This window comes from Streptomyces sp. Tue6028 (genome assembly GCF_002300165.1).
GTDB lineage: Bacteria > Actinomycetota > Actinomycetes > Streptomycetales > Streptomycetaceae > Streptomyces > Streptomyces siamensis.
Map to the genome: position 1 here is coordinate 83,840 of NZ_MLCE01000003.1, position 19,152 is coordinate 102,991.

Below are 19,152 nucleotides of genomic sequence, written 5' to 3' on the forward strand. Positions count from 1 at the left end.
CCGCAGGCGCTGCCTACCCTGGCGATATGGACAACCGGGATGAAGTGAGCGCGTTCCTCCGCTCCCGCCGCGGCAAGATCACCCCCGAGCAGGCGGGACTGCCGGGGTACGGCCAGCGGCGGGTGCCCGGACTGCGCCGCGGCGAGGTCGCGATGCTCGCCGGAGTCAGCGTCGAGTACTACACCCGCCTTGAGCGCGGCAACCTCAAGGGCGTCTCCGACAGCGTCCTGGACGCCCTGGCCAAGGCGCTGCGCCTGGACGACACCGAGCGCATGCACCTGTACGACCTCGCCCGCGCCGCCGGGCCCGCCCCCAGGGCGCAGGCCAAGCGCCGCGAGTCCCGCCCGGTGGTGCGGCCGAGCGTCACGCGGATCATCGAGGGCATGCCGCATCTGCCGGCGTTCGTGAAGAACGAACGCCTCGACACCCTTGCCACCAACGCGCTGGGCCGGGCCCTGTTCGCGCCGATGTACGCCGACCCCACCACCGGCGCCAACAGCGCCCGGTTCGCGTTCCTCAGCCCCGCCGCCCGCACGTTCTACACCGACTGGGAGCGGGTCACCCACGAGTCCGTCGGCGTCCTGCGCGTGGCCGCCGGCAAGAACCCTTACGACAAGGAACTGTCGAACCTCATCGGCGAGCTGTGCACCCGCAGCGACATCTTCCGCACCATGTGGGGCTCCCACGACGTCCACGTTTTCCGCGAGGGCACCAAACGCCTGCGCCACCCCGTCGTCGGCGACCTGGAACTCGACCACGAAAGCATGCAGCTCGAAGACGGGCTCAGCGTCGTTGTCTACAGCGCGCCCCCGAACACCGCCGCCGAAGACGCCCTCAAACTTCTCGCAAGCTGGTCCGCCACCGCCGGTCAGGAGCAGGACACCGACATCACGTCCACGTGAACGCGCGGCGCACAAGTAGGGCCGGGTCTATCAGCCTTGCGCTGTTCTGTCGCGGGATGTGCCCTAGCAGTCTGCCCGGCGTCGCCCCCTCCTGCTCGGGCGGCCTGGTCGAGGCACGGCGGTTCGCAGCGGGAAGCCGTACTTAAGCAACGCGAGGCGCACCGTGGCCAGGCTCGTGTCTTCGAGATCCGCGATGTCCTGGAGGGAGTAGTGATCGTCTTCGTACCAGGTGCGCCACTGAGCAATGCGGGTGGCGATGTAGTGAATGTGGCGAAACCGCGGCGGGCTCCAGTCGACCAGGTGCTGTGAGAGCAGGTAAATCGCGTGGGCCGTGGTGGTGTTCAGGACGTGCGCGAGGCGGGCGATGGAGAAGTCGCCGCCGGGGACGGCTCGGTGAAGCTCGGCCGCCGAGATGCTGTTCGGGTCGGGTCCGGGCAGCCGGAGGGCGCGCACGGTGGCGTCGTCGAGGTGTGGGATCCACTGGACGGGCTCGTCGATGCCGTGCTCGTCGAGGATCGTCCGCGCGGTATGGAGCAGTAGATCGACTTCGGCGGGCAGGATTCGCCAGCGAAAGCGGAGGTACTGCCCGCGTTGCGAGGGCGTCGCGGAGGCGATGGCCGGGTGCGCCAGTCGCGGGGGTGAGCCGGTGAGCGTGTGGAAGATCCAGCGCTGGGCATGTGCGGCGTCGGGCAGGTGGTTGGAGCGCAGCCGACGCTGCAGGTCCCGCCAGTCCAGCGGCGCGATGAAGCTGGAGCGGGTGGTGAACAGGGCGCGGCGCCGTGCGTAGTCGATGGGGCTGCCGTGCTGGTCGAGGTGATCGGCGAGCAAGATCAGGGCGTGCAGGACGTCGGTACAGTCGGGGCGGCGGGTGAGTTCGGCGAGCAGCGACGATACGTTGTGGCTGCTGACCGTGGTGCCCGTCAGGAGAGCCGCGGCCCGGATCGAGGTGGTGTTGCCAGCCAATAGGCAGGCGACGGCGAGCAGTTCATCGGCGCGTCGTGCCACGGGCTTGCCGCTGGCGTGCCACGGCGTTAGACGCAGAGCCCACGCCGGCCACAGGGCGGTCGGCAACATCCGGGCCCGGGCGTCCTGGTTGCTCGGGGAGCGGGTGGAGGCGGCGGCGGTGCGGTGCCGCAGGCGCGCTACTGGCATCACCTTCGTCTCTCTGCTGCAGCGCAGCGCCGCGTGGAGTCCCGGGGACAATCCGCCGCCCAACAGGGCGACAGCACCGGGATACAGGGCCCGTCCGCTGACCGTCACCCGTTCGGTAAGCCACCGGGCCACCTCAGCTGCGTCTGAACCACTCCAAAGAGTGAACGGGCTGACCAGGCGGTCTCACATCCGTGGCCGTTTGGCCACCGATTGGCCATTTGCCCCGAGAATCGGCCACGGGATCTGAGATCCCACACCTGGTGTGGGATCTCAGTAACCGTTGCACCTTCGGGCTCTCTGACCTGCCACTTTCGGGTATCTCACATGTGGCCACCGTGGGATCTGTCTCAAGGATGAGGCCCCTTCCTTCGGAAGGTGCAGTGCCTTGAATCTCTTGCGTAGGGGTCAGCCGGCGTGGCGCGGCGTGGCGGGGGTGCTGTCCTCGGTGGCGGCGAGGGAGGCGAGCAGGCGGAGGCCTTCTTCTGAGGGGGTTCCGGGTTCGGCGGTGTAGATGGTCATGTGGAGGCCGGGGTCGGCGGCGAGGTCGAGGGATTCGTAGGCGAGGGTGAGTTCGCCGATGGCAGGGTGCTGGAAGCGCTTGGTGCCGGTGCCATGGCGGCGGACGTTGTGTGCGCCCCAGCGGGTGCGGAATTCCTCGCTGCGGGTGGACAGTTCGCCGACGAGGTCGTGCAGGTCCTTGTCGTACGGGTTGCGGCCGGCCTGAGCGTGGAGGTTGGCCACGGCCATGTCGGCGAACAGGTCCCAGTCCGGGTAGAAGCGGCGCGCGGCCGGGTCGAGGAACTGGAAGTGGGCCAGGTTCTGCTGGTTGGCCGGGTTCGCGAACAGGTCGGTGTAGAAGGCGCGGGCCAGTGCGTTGGAGGCGAGGATGTCCAGTCGGCCGTTGCACACGACCGCGGGCCCGGCGGTGATCGCGTCGAGCGTCCACTGAAGGCTTCGGTGGACCTCTGGGTGGCTCTGGCCGCGGCGGCGCCGGGGGCGGGTGAGGACGTCGGTGCCGTCGGCGGCGTGGGCCAGGTTCAGCAGGTGGGCGCGCTCGGCGTCGTCCAGCTGCAGCACGCGGGCGACGGCTTCGAGGACGGCGGGGGAGACACCGGCAAGATTGCCGCGCTCCAGCTTGGCGTAGTACTCGACGCTCATGTCGGCCAGGGCGGCGACCTCACTGCGGCGCAACCCGGGCACGCGCCGTCGGGAGCCCGAGGGCAGGCCGGCCTGCTCGGGGCTGATCTTCGCTCGCCGCGAGGTGAGGAACTCGCGGACCTCCTCACGGTTGTCCATGCCTTCGACGGTACGGCCCGACCGACGTGAAAGGGATGCACTGCCAGTACACCCCTCACTGGTAACTCGCTGCGCACGGGGAAGGGCGGTTTCCTGGACATCAGGCAATCCCCGGGGGCGGCGGACACGCCACCTGGGGACCGCACCGCCTGTCCCGGCGGCTGTATGCCCTGGCCTGCGGCGACCGGACGGCCGCGCGGGCCACACCCCCCTGTCTGTGAGTACGGCATGTAAGGAGCCACTCTGATGCGCGGCGCAGTGATCCACGCCCCCGGTGACATCCGCTTCGAGACCCTCGACGATCCGAAGATCCTCAAGCCCACTGACGCGGTCATCCGGACCGCTGTTACCTGTGTGTGCGGTTCGGATCTGTGGCCCTACCGGGGCGCGGAGCCGACCGAGCAGGCCCACCCGATGGGACACGAGTACGTCGGATTCGTCGAGGAGGTCGGGTCCGAGGTGACCTCGATGAAGCCGGGGCAGTTCGTCGTCGGATCGTTCGCCACCTCGGACAACACCTGTGCCAACTGCCGCAATGGTTTCCAGTCCAGCTGCCTGAACCGTGAGTTCATGTCGACCTGCCAGGCCGACTACGTCCGCATCCCCAACGCGCAGGGCACCCTGGTCGCCACGGACGGCGTGCCGGACGAGAAGTTCTGGCCCGGACTGCTGGCCGTCTCGGACGTCATGGGCACGGGCTGGTGGGCGGCGGACGCCGCCGAGGTAAAGGCAGGCTCGACCGCGGTCGTCGTCGGCGACGGCGCGGTCGGCCTGTGTGCGGTGATCGCGGCCAAGGCGATGGGCGCCGAGCGAATCATCGCCATGTCCCGTCATGAATCCCGGCAGAAGCTGGCGCGCGAGTTCGGCGCGACGGACGTCGTCACGGAGCGTGGCGAGGAGGGTGTGGCCCGGGTCAGGGAGCTGACCGGCGGAATCGGCGCCGACTCCGTCCTGGAGTGTGTCGGCACGGCGCAGGCCATGAGCCAGGCGCTGCACTCGGCCCGGCCCGGCGGCAATGTCGGCTTCGTCGGCGTGCCGCACGAGGTCGCCGTCGACGGGCAGGAACTGTTCTTCTCCCACGTCGGACTGCGCGGCGGCCCCGCCCCCGTGCGCCGCTACCTGCCCGACCTCGTCGACCGCGTTCTGACCGGCGCCATCGACCCCGGCAAAGTCTTCGACCTCACCCTCCCCCTCGATCAGGTCGCCGAGGGCTACAAGGCCATGGACGAACGCCGCGCCATCAAGACCCTCCTCACGCCCTGACACACACCCACCCGCACATTTCAGAGGCAAGCCACCAGCCCCGTCCGGCCCCCGCCCGCAGAACCCCCGAATCCACGGAAGAAGAGAAACCGACCGTGCAGATCACCCGAAGCTCGATCAACACCGTCAAGGGCCCCGCGGACCGGTTCACCGGCGACGTCTACATCGACGCCGTCGCCGCGGCCCCGGAGCCCTCCCGCGTCAGCGCCAACCTCGTGCACTTCATGCCCGGCGCCCGGACACACTGGCACCGCCACCCGCTGAGCCAGACCGTCTTCGTCACTGAGGGCGTCGGCCTGTGCCAGCGCCGCGGCGGACCGATCGAGGTCATCCGGCCCGGCGACCGCGTCCTGTTCGAAGCCGACGAGGAGCACTGGCACGGCGCCGCACCGAACCGCCTCATGGTCCACCTGGCCATCAACGAAGCGGACGCCGACCACGACGTCGTGCACTGGCTGACCCCCGTCACCGACGAGGAGTACGCGGCCGCCCCCGCCACCGACTGACCCGCCCCGCCACTCCCTGTGAACAAGGAACACGCATCATGCGCGTCAACGCCTACGCAGCCCCCGCCGCAGGCCAGCCGCTCGCTCCCACCACGATCGAGCGCCGAAACGTCGGCCCGGACGACGTCCTCATCGCCATCGAGTACGCCGGCGTCTGCCACTCCGACATCCACACCGTCAACGGCGACTGGGGCCCCCAGCCCTTCCCCGTCGTCCCCGGCCACGAGATCATCGGCACCGTCGCCGAGATAGGCAGCGAGGTCACCACGCATCGCGTGGGCGATCGCGTCGGCGTCGGCTGCATGGTCAACTCCTGCGGCGAGTGCGCCAACTGCCGAAACGGCGACGAGCAGCACTGCCTCGACGGCACCGTCTTCACCTATGCCAGCCCCGACCGCGACGGCACCCACACCCAGGGTGGCTACTCCACCCACGTCGTCGTCGACGCCGGCTTCGTCCTCTCCGTGCCCGAATCCCTCGACCCGGCCGCCGCGGCACCACTGCTCTGCGCGGGCATCACCACCTACGCCCCGCTGCGCCGCTGGGGTGCCGGTCCTGGCAAGAAGGTCGCGGTCGTCGGCCTAGGTGGCCTCGGCCACATGGCCGTCAAGCTTGCCCACGCCATGGGCGCCGAGGTCACCGTGCTGTCGCAGTCGCTGAAGAAGCAGGAGGACGGCCTGCGCCTCGGTGCCGACCACTACCACGCCACCTCCGACCCGGACACCTTCACAGCCCTCGCCGGACGCTTCGACCTCATCATCAACACCGTCAGCGCCGACCTCGACATCAACGCCTACCTCGGCCTGCTGACGGTCGACGGTGCCATGGTCAACGTCGGCGCCGCCCCCAGCCCCCTGTCCGCCAACGGTTTCCTCCTCAGCTCCCGGCGCGTCCTCACCGGCTCGATGATCGGCGGCATCGCCCAGACCCAGGAAATGCTCGACTTCTGCGCCGAACACAACATCGGCTCCGACATCGAAGTGATCTCCGCCGACCAGATCAACGAGGCGTACGAGCGGGTGCTGGCCTCCGACGTCCGCTACCGCTTCGTCATCGACACCGCCACCCTCGCCTGACCCGCCACACCACCCCGGCCTCGCCGGCACGGGGTGGTGTCCGCCCGAGGCGGCAAGTTTCGCGTTCGGCGACATCCTCCTGACTCCCCCCTGCTGCGCCGCACCTGTCAGTACGGGTTCGGCGCCGCCAACGAAGGACACATCCCATGCAGTACACCCATCTCGGCCGCAGCGGTCTGCGGGTCAGCCGGCTCGCGCTGGGCACCATGAACTTCGGCGACGCCACCGACGAGGCCACCAGCTTCACGATCATGGATGCAGCGGTGGACGCGGGCATCAACCTGTTCGACACCGCGGACGTCTACGGCGGCCCGCAGTGGCCCGACATGCCGCAGGGCTACGGCCTGTCCGAGGAGATCATCGGCCGCTGGCTCGCCCAGGGCGCCGGACGCCGCGACAAGGTCGTGCTCGCCACGAAGCTGTACCAGCCGATGGGGCTCGGCCCGAACGACAAGTACCTGTCCGCGCACAAGATCCGCCGCGCCGCCGAGGCGAGCCTGCGGCGCCTGCAGACCGACCACATCGACCTGTACCAGATGCACCACATCGACCGGTCGACTCCGTGGGAGGAGATCTGGCAGGCGATGGAGCAGCTGGTCCGCGAGGGCAAAATCACCTATGTGGGCAGCAGCAACTTCGCCGGCTGGCAGATCGCCACCGCCCAGAGCGAGGCCCGCGCCCGCCACTTCATGGGCCTGGTCAGTGAGCAGTCCCTGTACAACCTCACCGCCCGCACCATCGAACTCGAGGTCATCCCGGCCCTGCGCCACTACGGCGTCGGACTCATCCCCTGGAGCCCGCTGGGCGGCGGCCTGCTCGGCGGCGTCCTGAAGAAGATCGAGAACGGCCGCCGCGCCTCCGCGCAGATGCAGCAGACCATCGAGCGCTACCGGCCCCAGCTGGAGGCGTACGAGGCACTGTGCGCCGAGATCGGCGAAGAGCCCGCCGACGTGGCGCTGGCCTGGCTGCTGCACAACCCGGTCCTCACGTCCGTGATCACCGGCCCGCGCACCCCCGAACAGCTCACGGCCGGCCTGAAGGCACTCGACGTGCACCTGTCGGACGACACTCTCAAGCGGCTGGACCAGATCTGGCCCGGCCCCGGCGGCGAAGCCCCCGAGGCGTACGCCTGGTAGACCGCGCGGACAGTCGCTCCCGCTGGTCCGCAGGCCGGTGGGAACGACTGTCCCTGTGTCGGCGTGCGCGCCGGCCCGGTTCAGCGGATCTCGGCGCCGGTTTCCTCGGCGAGCACCTGCAGGAGGCGGTTCTCGAACGCCTCGTCGTGCACTGCCGCATGGGGCTGTTGCCGCTGGCGGTGATACCAGTAGCCACCCGTCGTCAGGGCCTCCAGGGAATCGCTGGCCGCGAGCCATTCCTGGGTCTGATGACCGAGTTCCAGATCGTCGGGCGCGCTCGGGCCGCCCATCTTCGTCGGCACCCAGCCCGGGTCCACGGCATTGCTCGGCGTGCCGGGCCGCAGCCGCGCCACCCCGGCCGCGAGGGCGGTCACGAACAGCTTGCTGTCCGCGTACGAGCCCCGGCTGCGCCCCTGCCAGTCGACTCCGTCGAGGACAGGCCGTCCGCTGAAGTGCGAGCTGCTGCTCAGGTACACCAGCCGACCAGGCGTGGGCATCAGGGCCGTGAGCAGGTACGGGGCGATGACGTTGACGGGCATGACAGCCGGCCCGCTCCACACGCCGGCGTTGTGGATGACCGCATCGAGCGGTGCGGCCTCGCTGAGTTCGGCGGCCATGCGCCGTACGGCATCGCGGTCGGTGAAGTCGGCCACCACCAGCTCAGCCCCGCGAGCCACCAATCCGTCCAGTTCTTCTGCCCGTTGACGGTTGCGGGCGTGCACCACCACCTGGTGGCCGCGGGACAGCAGGGCATCTGCTGCCGCACGTCCGAGCCCGTCGGCGGAACCCGTCACCAGGATCCGTCTCATGACCGCGCCGTCCTCCACGTCGACGTCAGGAGCACGCGATCCGCGCTTCCCATTGAGTCCGACGCTACGGCCGTGCGGGCGCGTCAGGGATGCACTGCCAGTACACCCCTCATCCGTGACTCGTTCTCTCCGCGCCGGGCCGGTTTCCTGGATGAAGCGGCATCCGCAGTACCCGCCGTGACCGCCGACCCCACCGCTCCGAGGAGACAGACAGTGTTCCGCGCCGTCGCCCGCATGGCCCCCGCCCTGATCCTGGCTCTGGCTGCGTCCGCGTGCACCACGAGCCGGCCCGCGACGCCGTCCGAGCCCTCCCTTCCGCCCGCCTCCACCGCGCGCCACCCGGCACCGGCCAGTGAGGCAACGTCCGAACCTTCCGACGGGAGCACCCCCATGAACCTCCGCCTGACGCTCGACGGCCACCAGTCCGACGCCACCCTCAACGACAGCGCAGCCGCCCATGACCTGGCCGAACTCCTGCCGCTCACCCTGGACATGGAGGACTTCCACCGGACCGAGCGGATCGCCTACCCGCCCCGCAAACTCGACACCACGGGCGCCCCCGCGGCCTCGAACCCGAAGGCAGGCGACCTCGCTTACTACGCGCCCTGGGGCAACCTGGCCTTCTTCTACCGCGACGGCGATCACTCCCCGGACCTGGTCATCCTCGGCCGCCTCACCGACCCCGGCGACACCGACCGGCTCGCCACAGCGGAGCGCATCCGCATCGAAGCCTCCGCCTGACCCCCGCCTCCTCAAGTCCCGCGCCCTGCACGTCACGTCCGAAAGAGATCTCCCCGCATGCCCTCCGCCTCCACGACCGCTCGGGGCAGGATGCCCGTCGTCGTCTGGGTGCTCGCCGCCGCTGCGTTCCTGATGGGAACCACCGAGTTCGTCATCGCCGGTCTGCTGCCGGACATGGCCGCCGACCTCGACGTCAGCACCTCCCGCACCGGACTCATGATCACCGTCTTCGCGATCGGCATGATCATCGGCGGGCCCCTCATGGCGCTGGCCACGCTGCGCCTGCCGCAGCGCATGACCGTGATCCTGTCCCTCGGGGCCTTCGCGGCCGGGCACGTCGTCGAAGCCGCCAGCAGCTCCTTCACCGTCATCCTCGCCGCCCGCTTCGTGACCGCACTGGCCACGGGCGCGTTCTACGCGGTCGGCTTCGTCCTCGCCACCGCCGCCGCAGGCCCCGAGCGCTCCACCCGAGCCGTCGGCATGATCATGGGCGGCCTGACCCTGTCCAACGTGATCGGTGTGCCGATCGGCTCGTTCGCAGGCCAGCTCATCGGCTGGCGCGGCCCCTTCTGGGCCCTGGCCGCCCTGGCCGCCCTCGCCGCCGCGGTCATCGGCCGCTTCCTGCCCGCCACCGCACACGGCCCCCAGGTCTCGATGCGGGCGGAGATACGCGCCCTGCGCAACACCCGACTCTGGCTCGCGCTCACCGCAGCCGTCATGATCATGGGCGGTGTCCTGGCCGCCTACACCTACATCACCCCGCTGCTGACCGACCGCGCCGGCATCCCGGCGAACGCAGTCCCGCTGGTCCTGGTCGCCTACGGACTCGGCGCCGTGGCCGGCACGACCATTGGCGGACGCATGGGCGACCGGCGCCCCATGACCACCACGATCACCGGCGCCGCCACCACCGCCCTGGCCCTCGCCCTGCTGATCCCCCTGTCCACCAGCGCGGCGCCCACCATCGTCCTGGTGGCCCTCATCGCGATGACCGGCTTCACCCTGAACCCCATCGTCACCTCCCTGGCCGTCCGCTTCGCCGGCGACGCCCCCACCCTCACCGCCGCGCTGACCACCTCCGCCTACGAGACCGGCGTCGCAGCCGGCTCGGCCCTCGCCGGCATGGCCCTCAGCACCTCCGTCGGCCTGACCGGACCCGCCCTGGTCGGCGCCGTCTTCGCCGCCCTCACCCTCCTGCCCCTGATCGCGCTCGCCCTACGCGGCACCCGCACCGACGCACGCGACGTCGCCCAGCAGGGCCCCCCGGACCGTGAGGACGAGATCGTCCCGCAGGACGCCCCCGCCCAGCTCTGAAACACCCGGGCTGCCCAAGCGCGCCCCACCGCCTCACACCTGCTGCAAGGAAAAGATCCCGCTCCATGCCTTACACCTCGTCCGCCTCGCGGACCGGCACGCTCCCGTTCGTCGTCTGGGTACTCGCCGTCGGCACGTTCCTGATGGGGACGACCGAGTTTGTCGTTGCCGGGCTGCTGCCCGAGATCGCCGGCGACTTCGACGTCAGCGTCTCCCACGCCGGACTCCTGATCACCGCGTTCGCCCTCGGTATGATCATCGGTTCTCCGACGATGGCGATGGCCACCCTCCGTCTGCCTCAGCGCCAGACCCTGGTCCTGGCGCTCGCGGTCTTCAGCCTCGGGCACGTCGCCGCCGCCCTCAGCACCTCCTTCACGATCGTTCTCGTCGCCCGCGTCGTCACCGCGCTGGCCACCGGCGCCTTCTGGGCCATCGGCATGGTCATCGCCAACGCCGCCGCCGGACCCTCCGCGGCCACCCGCGCCACCGGACTCATGATCGGTGGACTGACCCTCGCCAACGTCATCGGCGTCCCCGTCGGATCCTTCGTCGGCCAGTACATCGGCTGGCGCGGCCCCATCTGGGCCCTCGCGATCCTGTCGGCCCTCGCCGCCGTCTTCATCGGCCGCTTCATCCCCTCCCAGGAACAGCGCGCGACCGTCTCCCTGCGCGCCGAGTTCAACGCCCTGCGCCAGGGCCGCCTGTGGCTCGCGCTGAGCTCCGCCATGCTGATCATGGGCGGCGTCATGGCCACCTACACCTACATCACTCCTCTGCTCACCGAGCGCGCCGGGATCCCAGGGGGCGCCGTGCCCTTCGTCCTTATCGCCTTCGGTGTCGGTGCGCTGGCCGGCACCGCCACTGGCGGCCGACTCGGCGAACGCCGCCCGATGGGCACCACCATCACCGCCGCCGCGCTCACCGCACTCGTACTGCTGCTGATGATCCCGCTGTCCACCAACGCGGTCACGGCCACCGCACTCGTCCTGCTCATGGGCTGGACCGGATTCACCGTCAACCCCGTTGTCACTGCGCTCGCCGTCCGCTTCGCCGGCGACGCACCCACCCTCACGTCCGGCCTGACCACCTCCGCCTTCAATGTCGGCATAGCCGTCGGATCCGCCGTCGCCGGCATGGCCCTCGACTCTGCAGGACCGGCCGGCCCTCCGGTGGTCGGCGCCGTCATCGCAGCATGCACGGTGCTGCCGCTCGCCGCCCTCGCCGTGCACACGAGGCCGCGCAGCTCGCACATCGTCGCGCAGCACATCCCCGCCGCCACTGGACAGACCGAGGAGCTCACCACGTCAGGTCACCAGTGAATGCCAAACCGCCTCAGCCCCCGGGGAGGTGCCCGTGCTGCTCTCTGTCGGGTTGGGCCCGGCAGATCACCTGCGGACTCTTCTCCGCGGACGGCCCGGCGGCGAAACGGCCGGACGACGGGGGATGCCGTTCAGGAGCGGAAGTCGCACTCACGACGGCGAATGCTGAGAGGGACTGCAACATTGTCCATCGCGTCCCCAGCGCGGGCCGGATGCTGTTCGACCGTGCTGCTAGCAGACTGTCCATAGAAGGTCTCGGTCACGTCTGACGCACTCCCAAAGAGTGAACAGGCTGACCAGGGAGTCTCACATCCGTGGCCGTTCGGCCACCGACTGGCCATTTCCCCCTGAGATTCGGCCACGGCATTTGAGATCCCACAGCTGATGGTGCTCGGGGCTTTCGCGGAGGTTCCCCATGCCCCGAGCGATCTGGTCAGGAGCCATCAGCTTCGGTCTGGTGACTCGTCCGAACTAGGCCGTGACCGGTGCATCGTTCGGACGTGGCCAACCTTCCACCGTGGACCTCTGCTTCGATCCGGTGCCTCTGCTCGACGATGCGCGGAGCGTTATTGGGGCGGTGGTCGGAGCGGACTCGGGGAGGTCCTCCAGAGCCACCTATCTGGAGTCGTATTGAGATGACTGGTTGCGGACATCCGTACCGGCGATCTGGCCGCCGGACTTGTGAGCATCAGATGTCAGCCACTGGAATGGGCATGTTGAGTGAGACCGTCTTGCCCCGCCCGTTGGGGGAGCCAATGGCGAGTGGCCAGGCGCGAGAGCTGACGTGGGCTCGGCCGAGGGCGTCGCCGGGTCGAAGGCGGGCCGGTGATCCGCGGGCTCGGGTGCCGACGCCGGCACCCAGGCCCCACCCACGGTCACGGCGGGTGGGCGGGGAGCGACTCGGTCAGGACAGATCGGCGGCGAACGCCGCGGTCACGGCAGGTCTCCGCAGAGCACCGCGGTCACCGGCGGTTCGGCGGTGAGCACCATGGTCACAACTGATCGGCGGCGAGCACCTCGGCAACGGTGACGACCTGGATCAACGGCCGGTACAGGTCCATCACCTGCAGTGCCCTGGCGTGCGCGGTGTCGTCGGCACCCGCGCAGGCGTCGGCCACCACGAGGACCTCGACTCCCGCGTCGGCGGCCGCGAGCGCGGTGGACAGGACGCAGCAGTCCGTGCTGACACCGGCCAGGACCAGCGGTCCCCCGATGCCGAGGTACCCGGCCAGTTCCGGCGTCCACTTGCCGAAGGTCGCGGCATCCACCTGCGGCGCGGCCCGCACCATGAGCCCGTCCACCAGGTCCCACAGCGGGGACTGCGGTGGCTGGAGCGCGAAAGGCCACTGGTCGTAGTACGCCCGCCAGGCACCGGCCGGCTCCTCGGGCGCGACGAAGCGGGTGAAGACGACCCGGTCGCCGAAGGCCGGCAGCAGGCGGCGTACGCCGTCGGCGGCCTCGTCGAAGCGGGGCGTGGCCCACGGGCTGTCGGGCTCGGCGAAGACACGCTGCATGTCGATGACGGCGAGCAGCCCGCGCCGCGCGCCGCCCGTCACCTCTCCCCCGGTGCGACCGTCGCCCACGCGGTGACCGTCCCGTCCCCGCGGACCGCTGTTCACGCGCGGACGGCCTCCGCTCCGGCGGCCGGGCTCGGGTCCAGTCGTTCCTGGGCCTTCACGCGGCCGACCCCGAAGGCCAGGGTGCCGAGGAAGCCCAGGGTCAGCGCGACCAGAACGCCCAGATTGGCGTAGGCCCAGTCGCCGTTCCTGCCGCCCAGGCCGAACGGGCCGAGGAAGTAGCCCTGCCATTCCAGCCAGCCGGCCGCGGAGTTGGTGACCAGACCCCAGCCCAGTGCGGTGGCGACGAGGGTGAGCAGCAGTGGCTGGAGCGGCACGTCGCCGTACCGGCCCCTTCTGCGGAACAGGTCGCCCTCGTCGTAGTCGCGGCGGCGCATCGCCAGGTCGGCCAGCATGACCCCGCACCAGGCGGCCACCGGGACGCCCAGGGTGGTGAGGAACCCGATGAACTGGCCCAGGAAGTCGTCCGCGAAGAACACGATGTACACGGAGCCCGCCATCATCAGCACGCCGTCGACGAGCGCCGCCAGATAGCGCGGTACGCGCAGCCCCGCGGACAGCAGCGCGAGCCCGGAGGAGTAGATGTCCAGGACGGCGCCGCCGACCAGGCCGAGCACGGCGACGACCGCGAAGGGAACCAGGAACCAGGTGGGCAGGATCGTGGTGAGCGCGCCGATCGGGTCGAGGGCCACGGCCTTGCTCAGGTCGTCGGAGGAGCCCGCGAGGAGGAGGCCGAAGACGAGCAGGAGCAGCGGCGCCACCGAGGCTCCGAAAGTGGTCCAGCCGATCACGCCCCGGCCGGACGAGGAACGCGGCAGATAGCGCGAGTAGTCGGCGGCGGCGTTGACCCAGCCCAGGCCGAACCCGGTCATCATGAACACCAGCGCGCCGATGAACTCCTGCGCGGACCCGGCCGGTACGGCGCTCACCGTGCGCCAGTGGATGTGGTCGGCGACCAGCCCGATGTAGACGACGGTCAGCACGCCGGTGACGACGGTGATCACGGTCTGCAGACGCATGATCAGGTCGAAGCCCATCACACCGCCGACGACCGTCAGCGCGCCGACGACGATCAGCGCGACCACCTGGGTCCCGGTGCCGCCGCCGTGCCCGAGCCGCTCGAAGACGGTCGCGGTGGCCATGGTCGCGAGCGCCGTGAGCACGGTCTCCCAGCCGACGGTGAGCATCCACGAGATCACCGCCGGCAGGCGGCTGCCCCGCACTCCGTACGCGGCCCGGCCGAGCACCATGGTCGGCGCGGAACCCCGCTTCCCCGCGACCGCGACGAAACCGCACAGCAGGAAGGAGAAGACGATACCGATCATTCCGGCGACCAGCGCCTGCCAGAAGGAAATGCCGAAGCCGAGCGCGAAAGCACCGTAACTGAGGCCCAGAATCGACACATTGGCACCGAACCAAGGCCAGAACAGTGTGCGCGGAGTGCCCTTGCGCTCGCTGTCGCGGATCACGTCGAGACCGTGCGCCTCCACCTGGAGCGGCCCGCCCGCGGACCTGCCGCCGGCGGCGTCCGTGAAGCCGGCCATCGTGGACCTCCCCCTCTGGACGTGTCGGCGCGAGGCTAGGTCGACGCTCCCGGACCGTCAAGAGAGCCTGATGAACGAGCCGGTGGCCCGGACCGGCCGGTAATCTCCGTGCCCCACGATGAGAAGCTGTGCCCGAACCGGCGTACTGAAGGTCGAGGGGCAGCGAGCCACCGAGCCCTTCCCTACCGGAGGTACCTCACCCGTGACCATCACGAAGGCAGCCCCGCCTCCGGTCGACCGCGGCGACGCGGACGACCGACAGGGCGCGCGGGGCTGGCAGTTCAACTCTCCCCTCGTCCTGACGATGGTGCTGCTCCTCGTGGTGGCGGCGCAGGGACCGGTGCGGCAGGCGTTGTCCGCGCCGGTGATGCAGAGCTGGATGACCGTGTTCGTCGCGGTGGTGGTCCAGGCGCTGCCCTTCCTCGTGCTCGGTGTGCTGCTCTCGGCGGTGATCGCGGTGTTCGTGCCGCCGACGTTCTTCGCCCGCGCGCTGCCGAAGCGGCCCGCCCTCGCGGTGCCCGTCGCGGGGATGGCCGGTGCCGTGCTGCCCGGCTGCGAGTGCGCCTCGGTGCCGGTGGCCGGGGCGCTGGTGCGACGCGGTGTCACTCCGGCGGCGGCGCTTGCGTTCCTGCTGTCCGCTCCCGCGATCAACCCGATCGTGCTGACCGCGACCGCGGTGGCCTTTCCGAACGATCCGCGGATGGTGGTCGCCCGGTTCGTGGCGAGTCTGCTCGTGGCGTGCGCGATGGGCTGGCTGTGGCAGCGGCTCGGCCGCACCGATTGGCTGCGCCCGCCGTCCCGTCCGGCGCACGAAGGCCTCGGCAAGGGGGCCGCGTTCTGGGGTTCGGTGCGGCACGACGTGATGCACGCGGGAGGCTTCCTGGTGGTCGGCGCGATGGCGGCGGCCACGCTCAAGGCCGTCGTCCCGGCGAGCTGGCTGCAGGCGGCGGCCGGCAACCCCGTGGTGTCGGTCCTCGCCCTAGCGGTGCTCGCCGTGCTGCTGTCGATCTGTTCCGAGGCCGACGCGTTCGTGGTCGCGTCGCTGTCGCAGTTCTCGCTCACCGCGCGGCTGGCGTTCCTGGTCGTCGGGCCGATGATCGACCTCAAGCTGTTCGCCATGCAGGTCGGCACGTTCGGCCGCGGGTTCGCCCTACGGTTCGCCCCGGCCACGTTCGCCCTGGCGATCACCGTGTCGGTCCTGGTCGGGACGGTGCTGCTGTGAACCGTCAGGCACAGGCGGCCGTCCTCTTCCTCGTCGGCGCGGCGGTCCTCCACGCGGGCGCCACCGACCTCTATCTCCGGTACGTCAAGGCCGGGTTGCGCCCCATGCTGCTGGGGGCCGGCGTCGTACTGATCGCGGCGGCGGTCGCCACGGTCTGGTACGAGATGCGCGGGCGGGGCGCCCCGTGGCGGAAGGGCGCGCGGGCCGCCCACGGGGCGGGGTACGTCCACGAGGCGGGGCACGCCGAGAGCGGGCAGGAGCGCGCCGCCGCCGACGCGGACCGGGACGGGAGCCGGCACGGGCGCACCGCCGCCGACGCGGACGGGGGCGGGAGCCGGCACGAGCGCACCGCCATCGACGCGGACGCGGACGGCCACGGGCACGGGAACGGGAACGGGCAGACAGCCCAGGACTCGAACGGGCACGCGGACGGACACGGCCATTCCCACCGCGAGCCGCTCGTCTCCTGGCTTCTCGTCCTCCCCTTGCTCGCCCTGATCCTGGTCGCCCCGCCCGCCCTCGGCTCCTACAGCGCCCTGCGCACCGGTACGGCCCTGCAGAAGCCGCTCGCCTACCCGCCGCTGGGCCATCGCGACCCGCTCCCGATGAGCCTGGTCGACTACGCGGGCCGCGCCGCCTACGACCACGGCCGTTCCCTCACCGGCCGGCACATCAGGATCACGGGCTTCGTCGCCCTGGACCACGCCGGGACGCCGTACCTGGTACGCATGGCTCTCAACTGCTGCGCCGCCGACGCCCAGCCCGTCAAGATCGGCCTCACCGGCCGGATCCCGCCGGTGCTGCGGCCGGACGGCTGGCTCGAAGTGACCGGCACGTACACCGGCAGGCGGAGCAAGGACCCCGTCAACGGCGGCGTCATCCCGTTCCTCGACGTCAGCAGCGCGAAGCCGGTCCAGTCGCCGCGGGACCCGTACGACGAGAGCTGGAACAACTGAGCCGGGCTCACGAAGGCCCCGGGTGAGCCCGGCCCACGACCTCCCTTGGTCCTGCCCGCGGCCACCCGGAAGGGGCAGAGCCCCGGCCGCCCTCGTCCGGCCCCGCCCCCCCGGGGTGAGCACCGCTCACCCCGGGGCAGAGCTACGGCGCCCTGGACCGCGGCGAGTTGATTGTCATCGAGCAGGCCGAGCTGACTTCCTCCGTGACATCCCACCGGAGAAGAGCTGTTGGTGGAGGGCTGTGACATGTCGAGCCCACTCCCGACCGGGCCAGGCACAACGGGGACCGTACCCATACCGTCGATCGGGCATATGCTGCCGCCGATCATGGGCGGGAAACCTGAGGGGGCGTGTCATGGGTGCTGAACGAGCGACGAGCGGTCGAGCCGTTTCGGACGGGGCGAACGAGGCTTCGTACCTGGATGACGTGGACGATACGGAGCGCGGCGGCTCCGCATGGCGGCGGCGTCTGTCCTGTCTGGGGGTCGTGGTGGCGGTCCTCGCCCTGGTGGCGGGCGGCCTGGTCTGGCTGTTCCGGGACGAGTTGTTCCATCCGTTCGGGGACGCCCGAGCTTGTGAGGGCAGCGACATGCAATTGCCAGGCGTGATCCGCGCCGGGGGTGCACCGATTCCCACCGGTGCCTCCGACATCCACTACTTCACCAGGAACGGCAGCGCTCAAGTCACCTTCGAGAGCAACCAGATACCGGACTACCTCCACCGCGCGGGCATCCTCCCGGAAGGCAAGCCCCTGTTCGACGAGAAGTACGGCAGCAAGGGGGTCGCCGATGACGAGATCGAGCTCCCCCAGGGTCTGTGCGGGTCGCCTCTGCGGGGCCCCGTCTGGATCTACCACTCCACAAGCGCCACCGGTTCGAGCGTCGACGTGATGGTCGAGGTCTCTCCCACGCTTCCCGACGACTTCCGCTTCCCGGCCCGCGCCGTGGTCACCTACAGCCTCGCCTGACGCGCCCTCGGGGCGATCTCCTTGCGCGCGTGCGTGCATGACGGACGGCGCCGCGAGGGGTGCCTCTGGCGCATGCCGATGACCTGGCAAGATGCCTCCATGGACATTGGTTTTCCATGGGGGTCCACACCAACCGTCGATCTCCGCCTGTGGCGCTCCGATGCCATCGTGCTGTTCGACTGGCTGATGAGCACCGACCTGAACGCCGTACCGATCACGCATCCGGCTCAGAAGCAAGCTCTCGCAGACCTGCTGGCGCGCTTGGAAGAGGTGGATGTCATCGAGTCCACCGAGGACGAGATCGCTGCAGCTCAGGAAGAGGTGGCCAAGGACATGGGCTGGTAGGAGTCCAGGGATGATCAAGCGTCGCAGGTCCGCGTTCAAGGTTCACTGGCACAGGACATGCGGAAGAATGGCGGGGCGACTCGTCAGTTCGGCCAGCGCCAGCAGCCGCGTCCCCCGACCGTCCCCGCCGGATCTGGCGTGGTTGGGGCATGAGGGTATTTCTGAACTATCGCGAACTCACTCGCGAGCCCTGTTGCCGCCTCACCTTCGCCCCGCCCGCCGCCGCGCGCCGCTCCCGGCGCAGAAGTAGCACCATCACTGTGCTCACTACGACCGGGACGGTCACGAGCACGGTCCACCACGGGATGCCGAGCCACACAGATGCGGCCCCCACACCCACGCCGACGCAGATGTTGCTGAAGGCCAGCCACCTGCCGTACGGCTCCCAGACGAAGGGCGCGTAGGCGGTCGGCCTGGCCAGACGGGCCATGCCGAATACCAGCGACTGGGCCGCGAGGAGGACGAGCAGGACGCCCATGGCGGCGTTCCCCTGGTGCTCGTCGCGGGGGGCGTCGGAGGTGTTCTGGCGGACGCCGTCCTTGCTGAGGGCGACGATGTCGTGGCGCCAACCGGTCGCGGTGACCTCGTCGCCCCGATGCAGTTTGTCGAAGAGCGGCCCGGAGTCGCTGAACCGCACGACCCTCTGCCAGGAGTCGTCGCCCCTGTCCTTGAGCGTCGCCTTGTAGGCCGTGACCTTTCCAGTGAACGTGGACTCAGCCTTCGTGACGGTGAAGTGCCAGGTGATGAGGCAGTCCCTCGCAGCCACCTCCCGCGGGGTCGCCCGCGTCGGGCACGGCTCGGCTGCCCGGTAGTGCTCGTAGCGGTCCTGTTGACCTGGCACCCACACCGTGAACGCCAGGTAGCTCAGCACCGTCCCCATCAGAGACAGCACGATCAGCGCCACGCCCGTGAGCCGCGCCCGGCCCGCCGCCTTCCGGTCCGGACTGTCCCTCTTGCCCGCCGTGGCCCACGCCCGCTCTGCCGTCGCCGCCCCCTCCACCCGTTTTTCATGAGCTGAAGCAGGCAT

Annotated in this window: 18 protein-coding genes; 12 read left to right on the top strand and 6 right to left on the bottom strand. The window is 70.2% G+C overall.

Going from position 1 to position 19,152, the window contains the following annotated elements; all coding sequences use genetic code 11:
- Positions 1-26: 26 nt before the first annotated feature.
- The gene (locus tag BKI49_RS02310; RefSeq protein WP_095932482.1) at positions 27-902 is read left to right on the top strand and encodes a helix-turn-helix transcriptional regulator; all 876 of its coding nucleotides are present in this window, start codon (positions 27-29) and stop codon (positions 900-902) included.
- Between the two features lie 63 nt (positions 903-965).
- Here the strand turns inward: BKI49_RS02310 and BKI49_RS02315 are convergent, their stop codons facing one another.
- Both BKI49_RS02315 and BKI49_RS02320 read right to left on the bottom strand, forming a co-directional pair.
- Entirely contained in the window at positions 966-1,907 is a 942-nt protein-coding gene (locus BKI49_RS02315) for a hypothetical protein (protein ID WP_143658352.1), read from the bottom strand.
- Positions 1,908-2,459: 552 nt separating this feature from the next.
- On the bottom strand, positions 2,460-3,350 hold the full coding sequence (locus BKI49_RS02320) for a helix-turn-helix transcriptional regulator (RefSeq protein WP_095932484.1): 891 nt from the start codon (positions 3,348-3,350) through the stop codon (positions 2,460-2,462).
- A 246-nt stretch (positions 3,351-3,596) separates the two neighbouring features.
- Between BKI49_RS02320 and BKI49_RS02325 the strand changes: the two genes are divergently transcribed.
- The 4 genes from BKI49_RS02325 (at position 3,597) to BKI49_RS02340 (ending at position 7,331) form a co-directional block, all read left to right on the top strand.
- Positions 3,597-4,613: a zinc-dependent alcohol dehydrogenase family protein gene (locus BKI49_RS02325; protein WP_095932485.1), complete on the top strand. Its 1,017-nt coding sequence runs from the start codon at positions 3,597-3,599 to the stop codon at positions 4,611-4,613.
- Between the two features lie 95 nt (positions 4,614-4,708).
- Positions 4,709-5,119 (top strand): (R)-mandelonitrile lyase, encoded by a 411-nt coding sequence (locus tag BKI49_RS02330; protein WP_095932486.1) that lies wholly within the window; start codon positions 4,709-4,711, stop codon positions 5,117-5,119.
- A gap of 35 nt (positions 5,120-5,154) precedes the next feature.
- A complete protein-coding gene (locus tag BKI49_RS02335) occupies positions 5,155-6,195 on the top strand; it encodes an NAD(P)-dependent alcohol dehydrogenase (RefSeq protein ID WP_306453535.1) in 1,041 nt (346 codons plus the stop codon).
- A gap of 146 nt (positions 6,196-6,341) precedes the next feature.
- Entirely contained in the window at positions 6,342-7,331 is a 990-nt protein-coding gene (locus BKI49_RS02340; protein WP_095932488.1) for an aldo/keto reductase, read from the top strand.
- A gap of 80 nt (positions 7,332-7,411) precedes the next feature.
- Here BKI49_RS02340 and BKI49_RS02345 read toward each other — a convergent pair whose 3' ends face one another.
- The gene (locus tag BKI49_RS02345) at positions 7,412-8,140 is read right to left on the bottom strand and encodes an SDR family NAD(P)-dependent oxidoreductase (RefSeq protein ID WP_095932606.1); all 729 of its coding nucleotides are present in this window, start codon (positions 8,138-8,140) and stop codon (positions 7,412-7,414) included.
- Positions 8,141-8,530: 390 nt separating this feature from the next.
- Between BKI49_RS02345 and BKI49_RS02350 the strand changes: the two genes are divergently transcribed.
- From BKI49_RS02350 to BKI49_RS02360, 3 genes are all read left to right on the top strand, one after another.
- Entirely contained in the window at positions 8,531-8,881 is a 351-nt protein-coding gene (locus tag BKI49_RS02350; RefSeq protein ID WP_095932607.1) for a cyclophilin-like fold protein, read from the top strand.
- A gap of 57 nt (positions 8,882-8,938) precedes the next feature.
- A complete protein-coding gene (locus tag BKI49_RS02355) occupies positions 8,939-10,195 on the top strand; it encodes an MFS transporter (RefSeq protein ID WP_095932489.1) in 1,257 nt (418 codons plus the stop codon).
- A 65-nt stretch (positions 10,196-10,260) separates the two neighbouring features.
- The gene (locus tag BKI49_RS02360; protein ID WP_095932490.1) at positions 10,261-11,514 is read left to right on the top strand and encodes an MFS transporter; all 1,254 of its coding nucleotides are present in this window, start codon (positions 10,261-10,263) and stop codon (positions 11,512-11,514) included.
- A 992-nt stretch (positions 11,515-12,506) separates the two neighbouring features.
- On the opposite strand, the gene BKI49_RS02365 is transcribed toward BKI49_RS02360, so the two are convergent.
- Positions 12,507-13,097: a cysteine hydrolase family protein gene (locus BKI49_RS02365; protein WP_257004580.1), complete on the bottom strand. Its 591-nt coding sequence runs from the start codon at positions 13,095-13,097 to the stop codon at positions 12,507-12,509.
- A gap of 32 nt (positions 13,098-13,129) precedes the next feature.
- Positions 13,130-14,635, bottom strand: coding sequence for a purine-cytosine permease family protein (locus BKI49_RS02370; protein WP_095932491.1), 1,506 nt, complete (start codon positions 14,633-14,635; stop codon positions 13,130-13,132).
- A gap of 202 nt (positions 14,636-14,837) precedes the next feature.
- On the opposite strand from BKI49_RS02370, the gene BKI49_RS02375 reads away from it, so the two are divergent.
- The 4 genes from BKI49_RS02375 (at position 14,838) to BKI49_RS02390 (ending at position 18,125) form a co-directional block, all read left to right on the top strand.
- Entirely contained in the window at positions 14,838-15,857 is a 1,020-nt protein-coding gene (locus BKI49_RS02375; RefSeq protein ID WP_257004581.1) for a permease, read from the top strand.
- The gene (locus BKI49_RS02380; RefSeq protein WP_095932493.1) at positions 15,854-16,813 is read left to right on the top strand and encodes a TIGR03943 family putative permease subunit; all 960 of its coding nucleotides are present in this window, start codon (positions 15,854-15,856) and stop codon (positions 16,811-16,813) included. Before BKI49_RS02375 ends, BKI49_RS02380 begins: the two co-directional genes overlap by 4 nt.
- Before the next feature lie 427 nt (positions 16,814-17,240).
- A complete protein-coding gene (locus BKI49_RS02385; protein ID WP_257004582.1) occupies positions 17,241-17,780 on the top strand; it encodes a hypothetical protein in 540 nt (179 codons plus the stop codon).
- 72 nt (positions 17,781-17,852) lie between these two features.
- Positions 17,853-18,125: a hypothetical protein gene (locus BKI49_RS02390; RefSeq protein WP_257004583.1), complete on the top strand. Its 273-nt coding sequence runs from the start codon at positions 17,853-17,855 to the stop codon at positions 18,123-18,125.
- A 166-nt stretch (positions 18,126-18,291) separates the two neighbouring features.
- On the opposite strand, the gene BKI49_RS02395 is transcribed toward BKI49_RS02390, so the two are convergent.
- Positions 18,292-19,029, bottom strand: a complete 738-nt coding sequence (locus BKI49_RS02395) for a hypothetical protein (protein WP_257004584.1) — start codon at positions 19,027-19,029, stop codon at positions 18,292-18,294.
- Between the last annotated feature and the right edge of the window lie 123 nt (positions 19,030-19,152).

Coding starts and splice junctions, on each gene's coding strand:
- BKI49_RS02370 (WP_095932491.1), bottom strand. CDS start 14,635: ATGGCCGGCTTCACGGACGCCGCCGGCGGCAGGTCCGCGGGCGGGCCG.
- BKI49_RS02360 (WP_095932490.1), top strand. CDS start 10,261: ATGCCTTACACCTCGTCCGCCTCGCGGACCGGCACGCTCCCGTTCGTC.
- BKI49_RS02325 (WP_095932485.1), top strand. CDS start 3,597: ATGCGCGGCGCAGTGATCCACGCCCCCGGTGACATCCGCTTCGAGACC.
- BKI49_RS02320 (WP_095932484.1), bottom strand. CDS start 3,350: ATGGACAACCGTGAGGAGGTCCGCGAGTTCCTCACCTCGCGGCGAGCG.
- BKI49_RS02350 (WP_095932607.1), top strand. CDS start 8,531: ATGAACCTCCGCCTGACGCTCGACGGCCACCAGTCCGACGCCACCCTC.
- BKI49_RS02340 (WP_095932488.1), top strand. CDS start 6,342: ATGCAGTACACCCATCTCGGCCGCAGCGGTCTGCGGGTCAGCCGGCTC.
- BKI49_RS02390 (WP_257004583.1), top strand. CDS start 17,853: ATGCCGATGACCTGGCAAGATGCCTCCATGGACATTGGTTTTCCATGG.
- BKI49_RS02345 (WP_095932606.1), bottom strand. CDS start 8,140: ATGAGACGGATCCTGGTGACGGGTTCCGCCGACGGGCTCGGACGTGCG.
- BKI49_RS02355 (WP_095932489.1), top strand. CDS start 8,939: ATGCCCTCCGCCTCCACGACCGCTCGGGGCAGGATGCCCGTCGTCGTC.
- BKI49_RS02310 (WP_095932482.1), top strand. CDS start 27: ATGGACAACCGGGATGAAGTGAGCGCGTTCCTCCGCTCCCGCCGCGGC.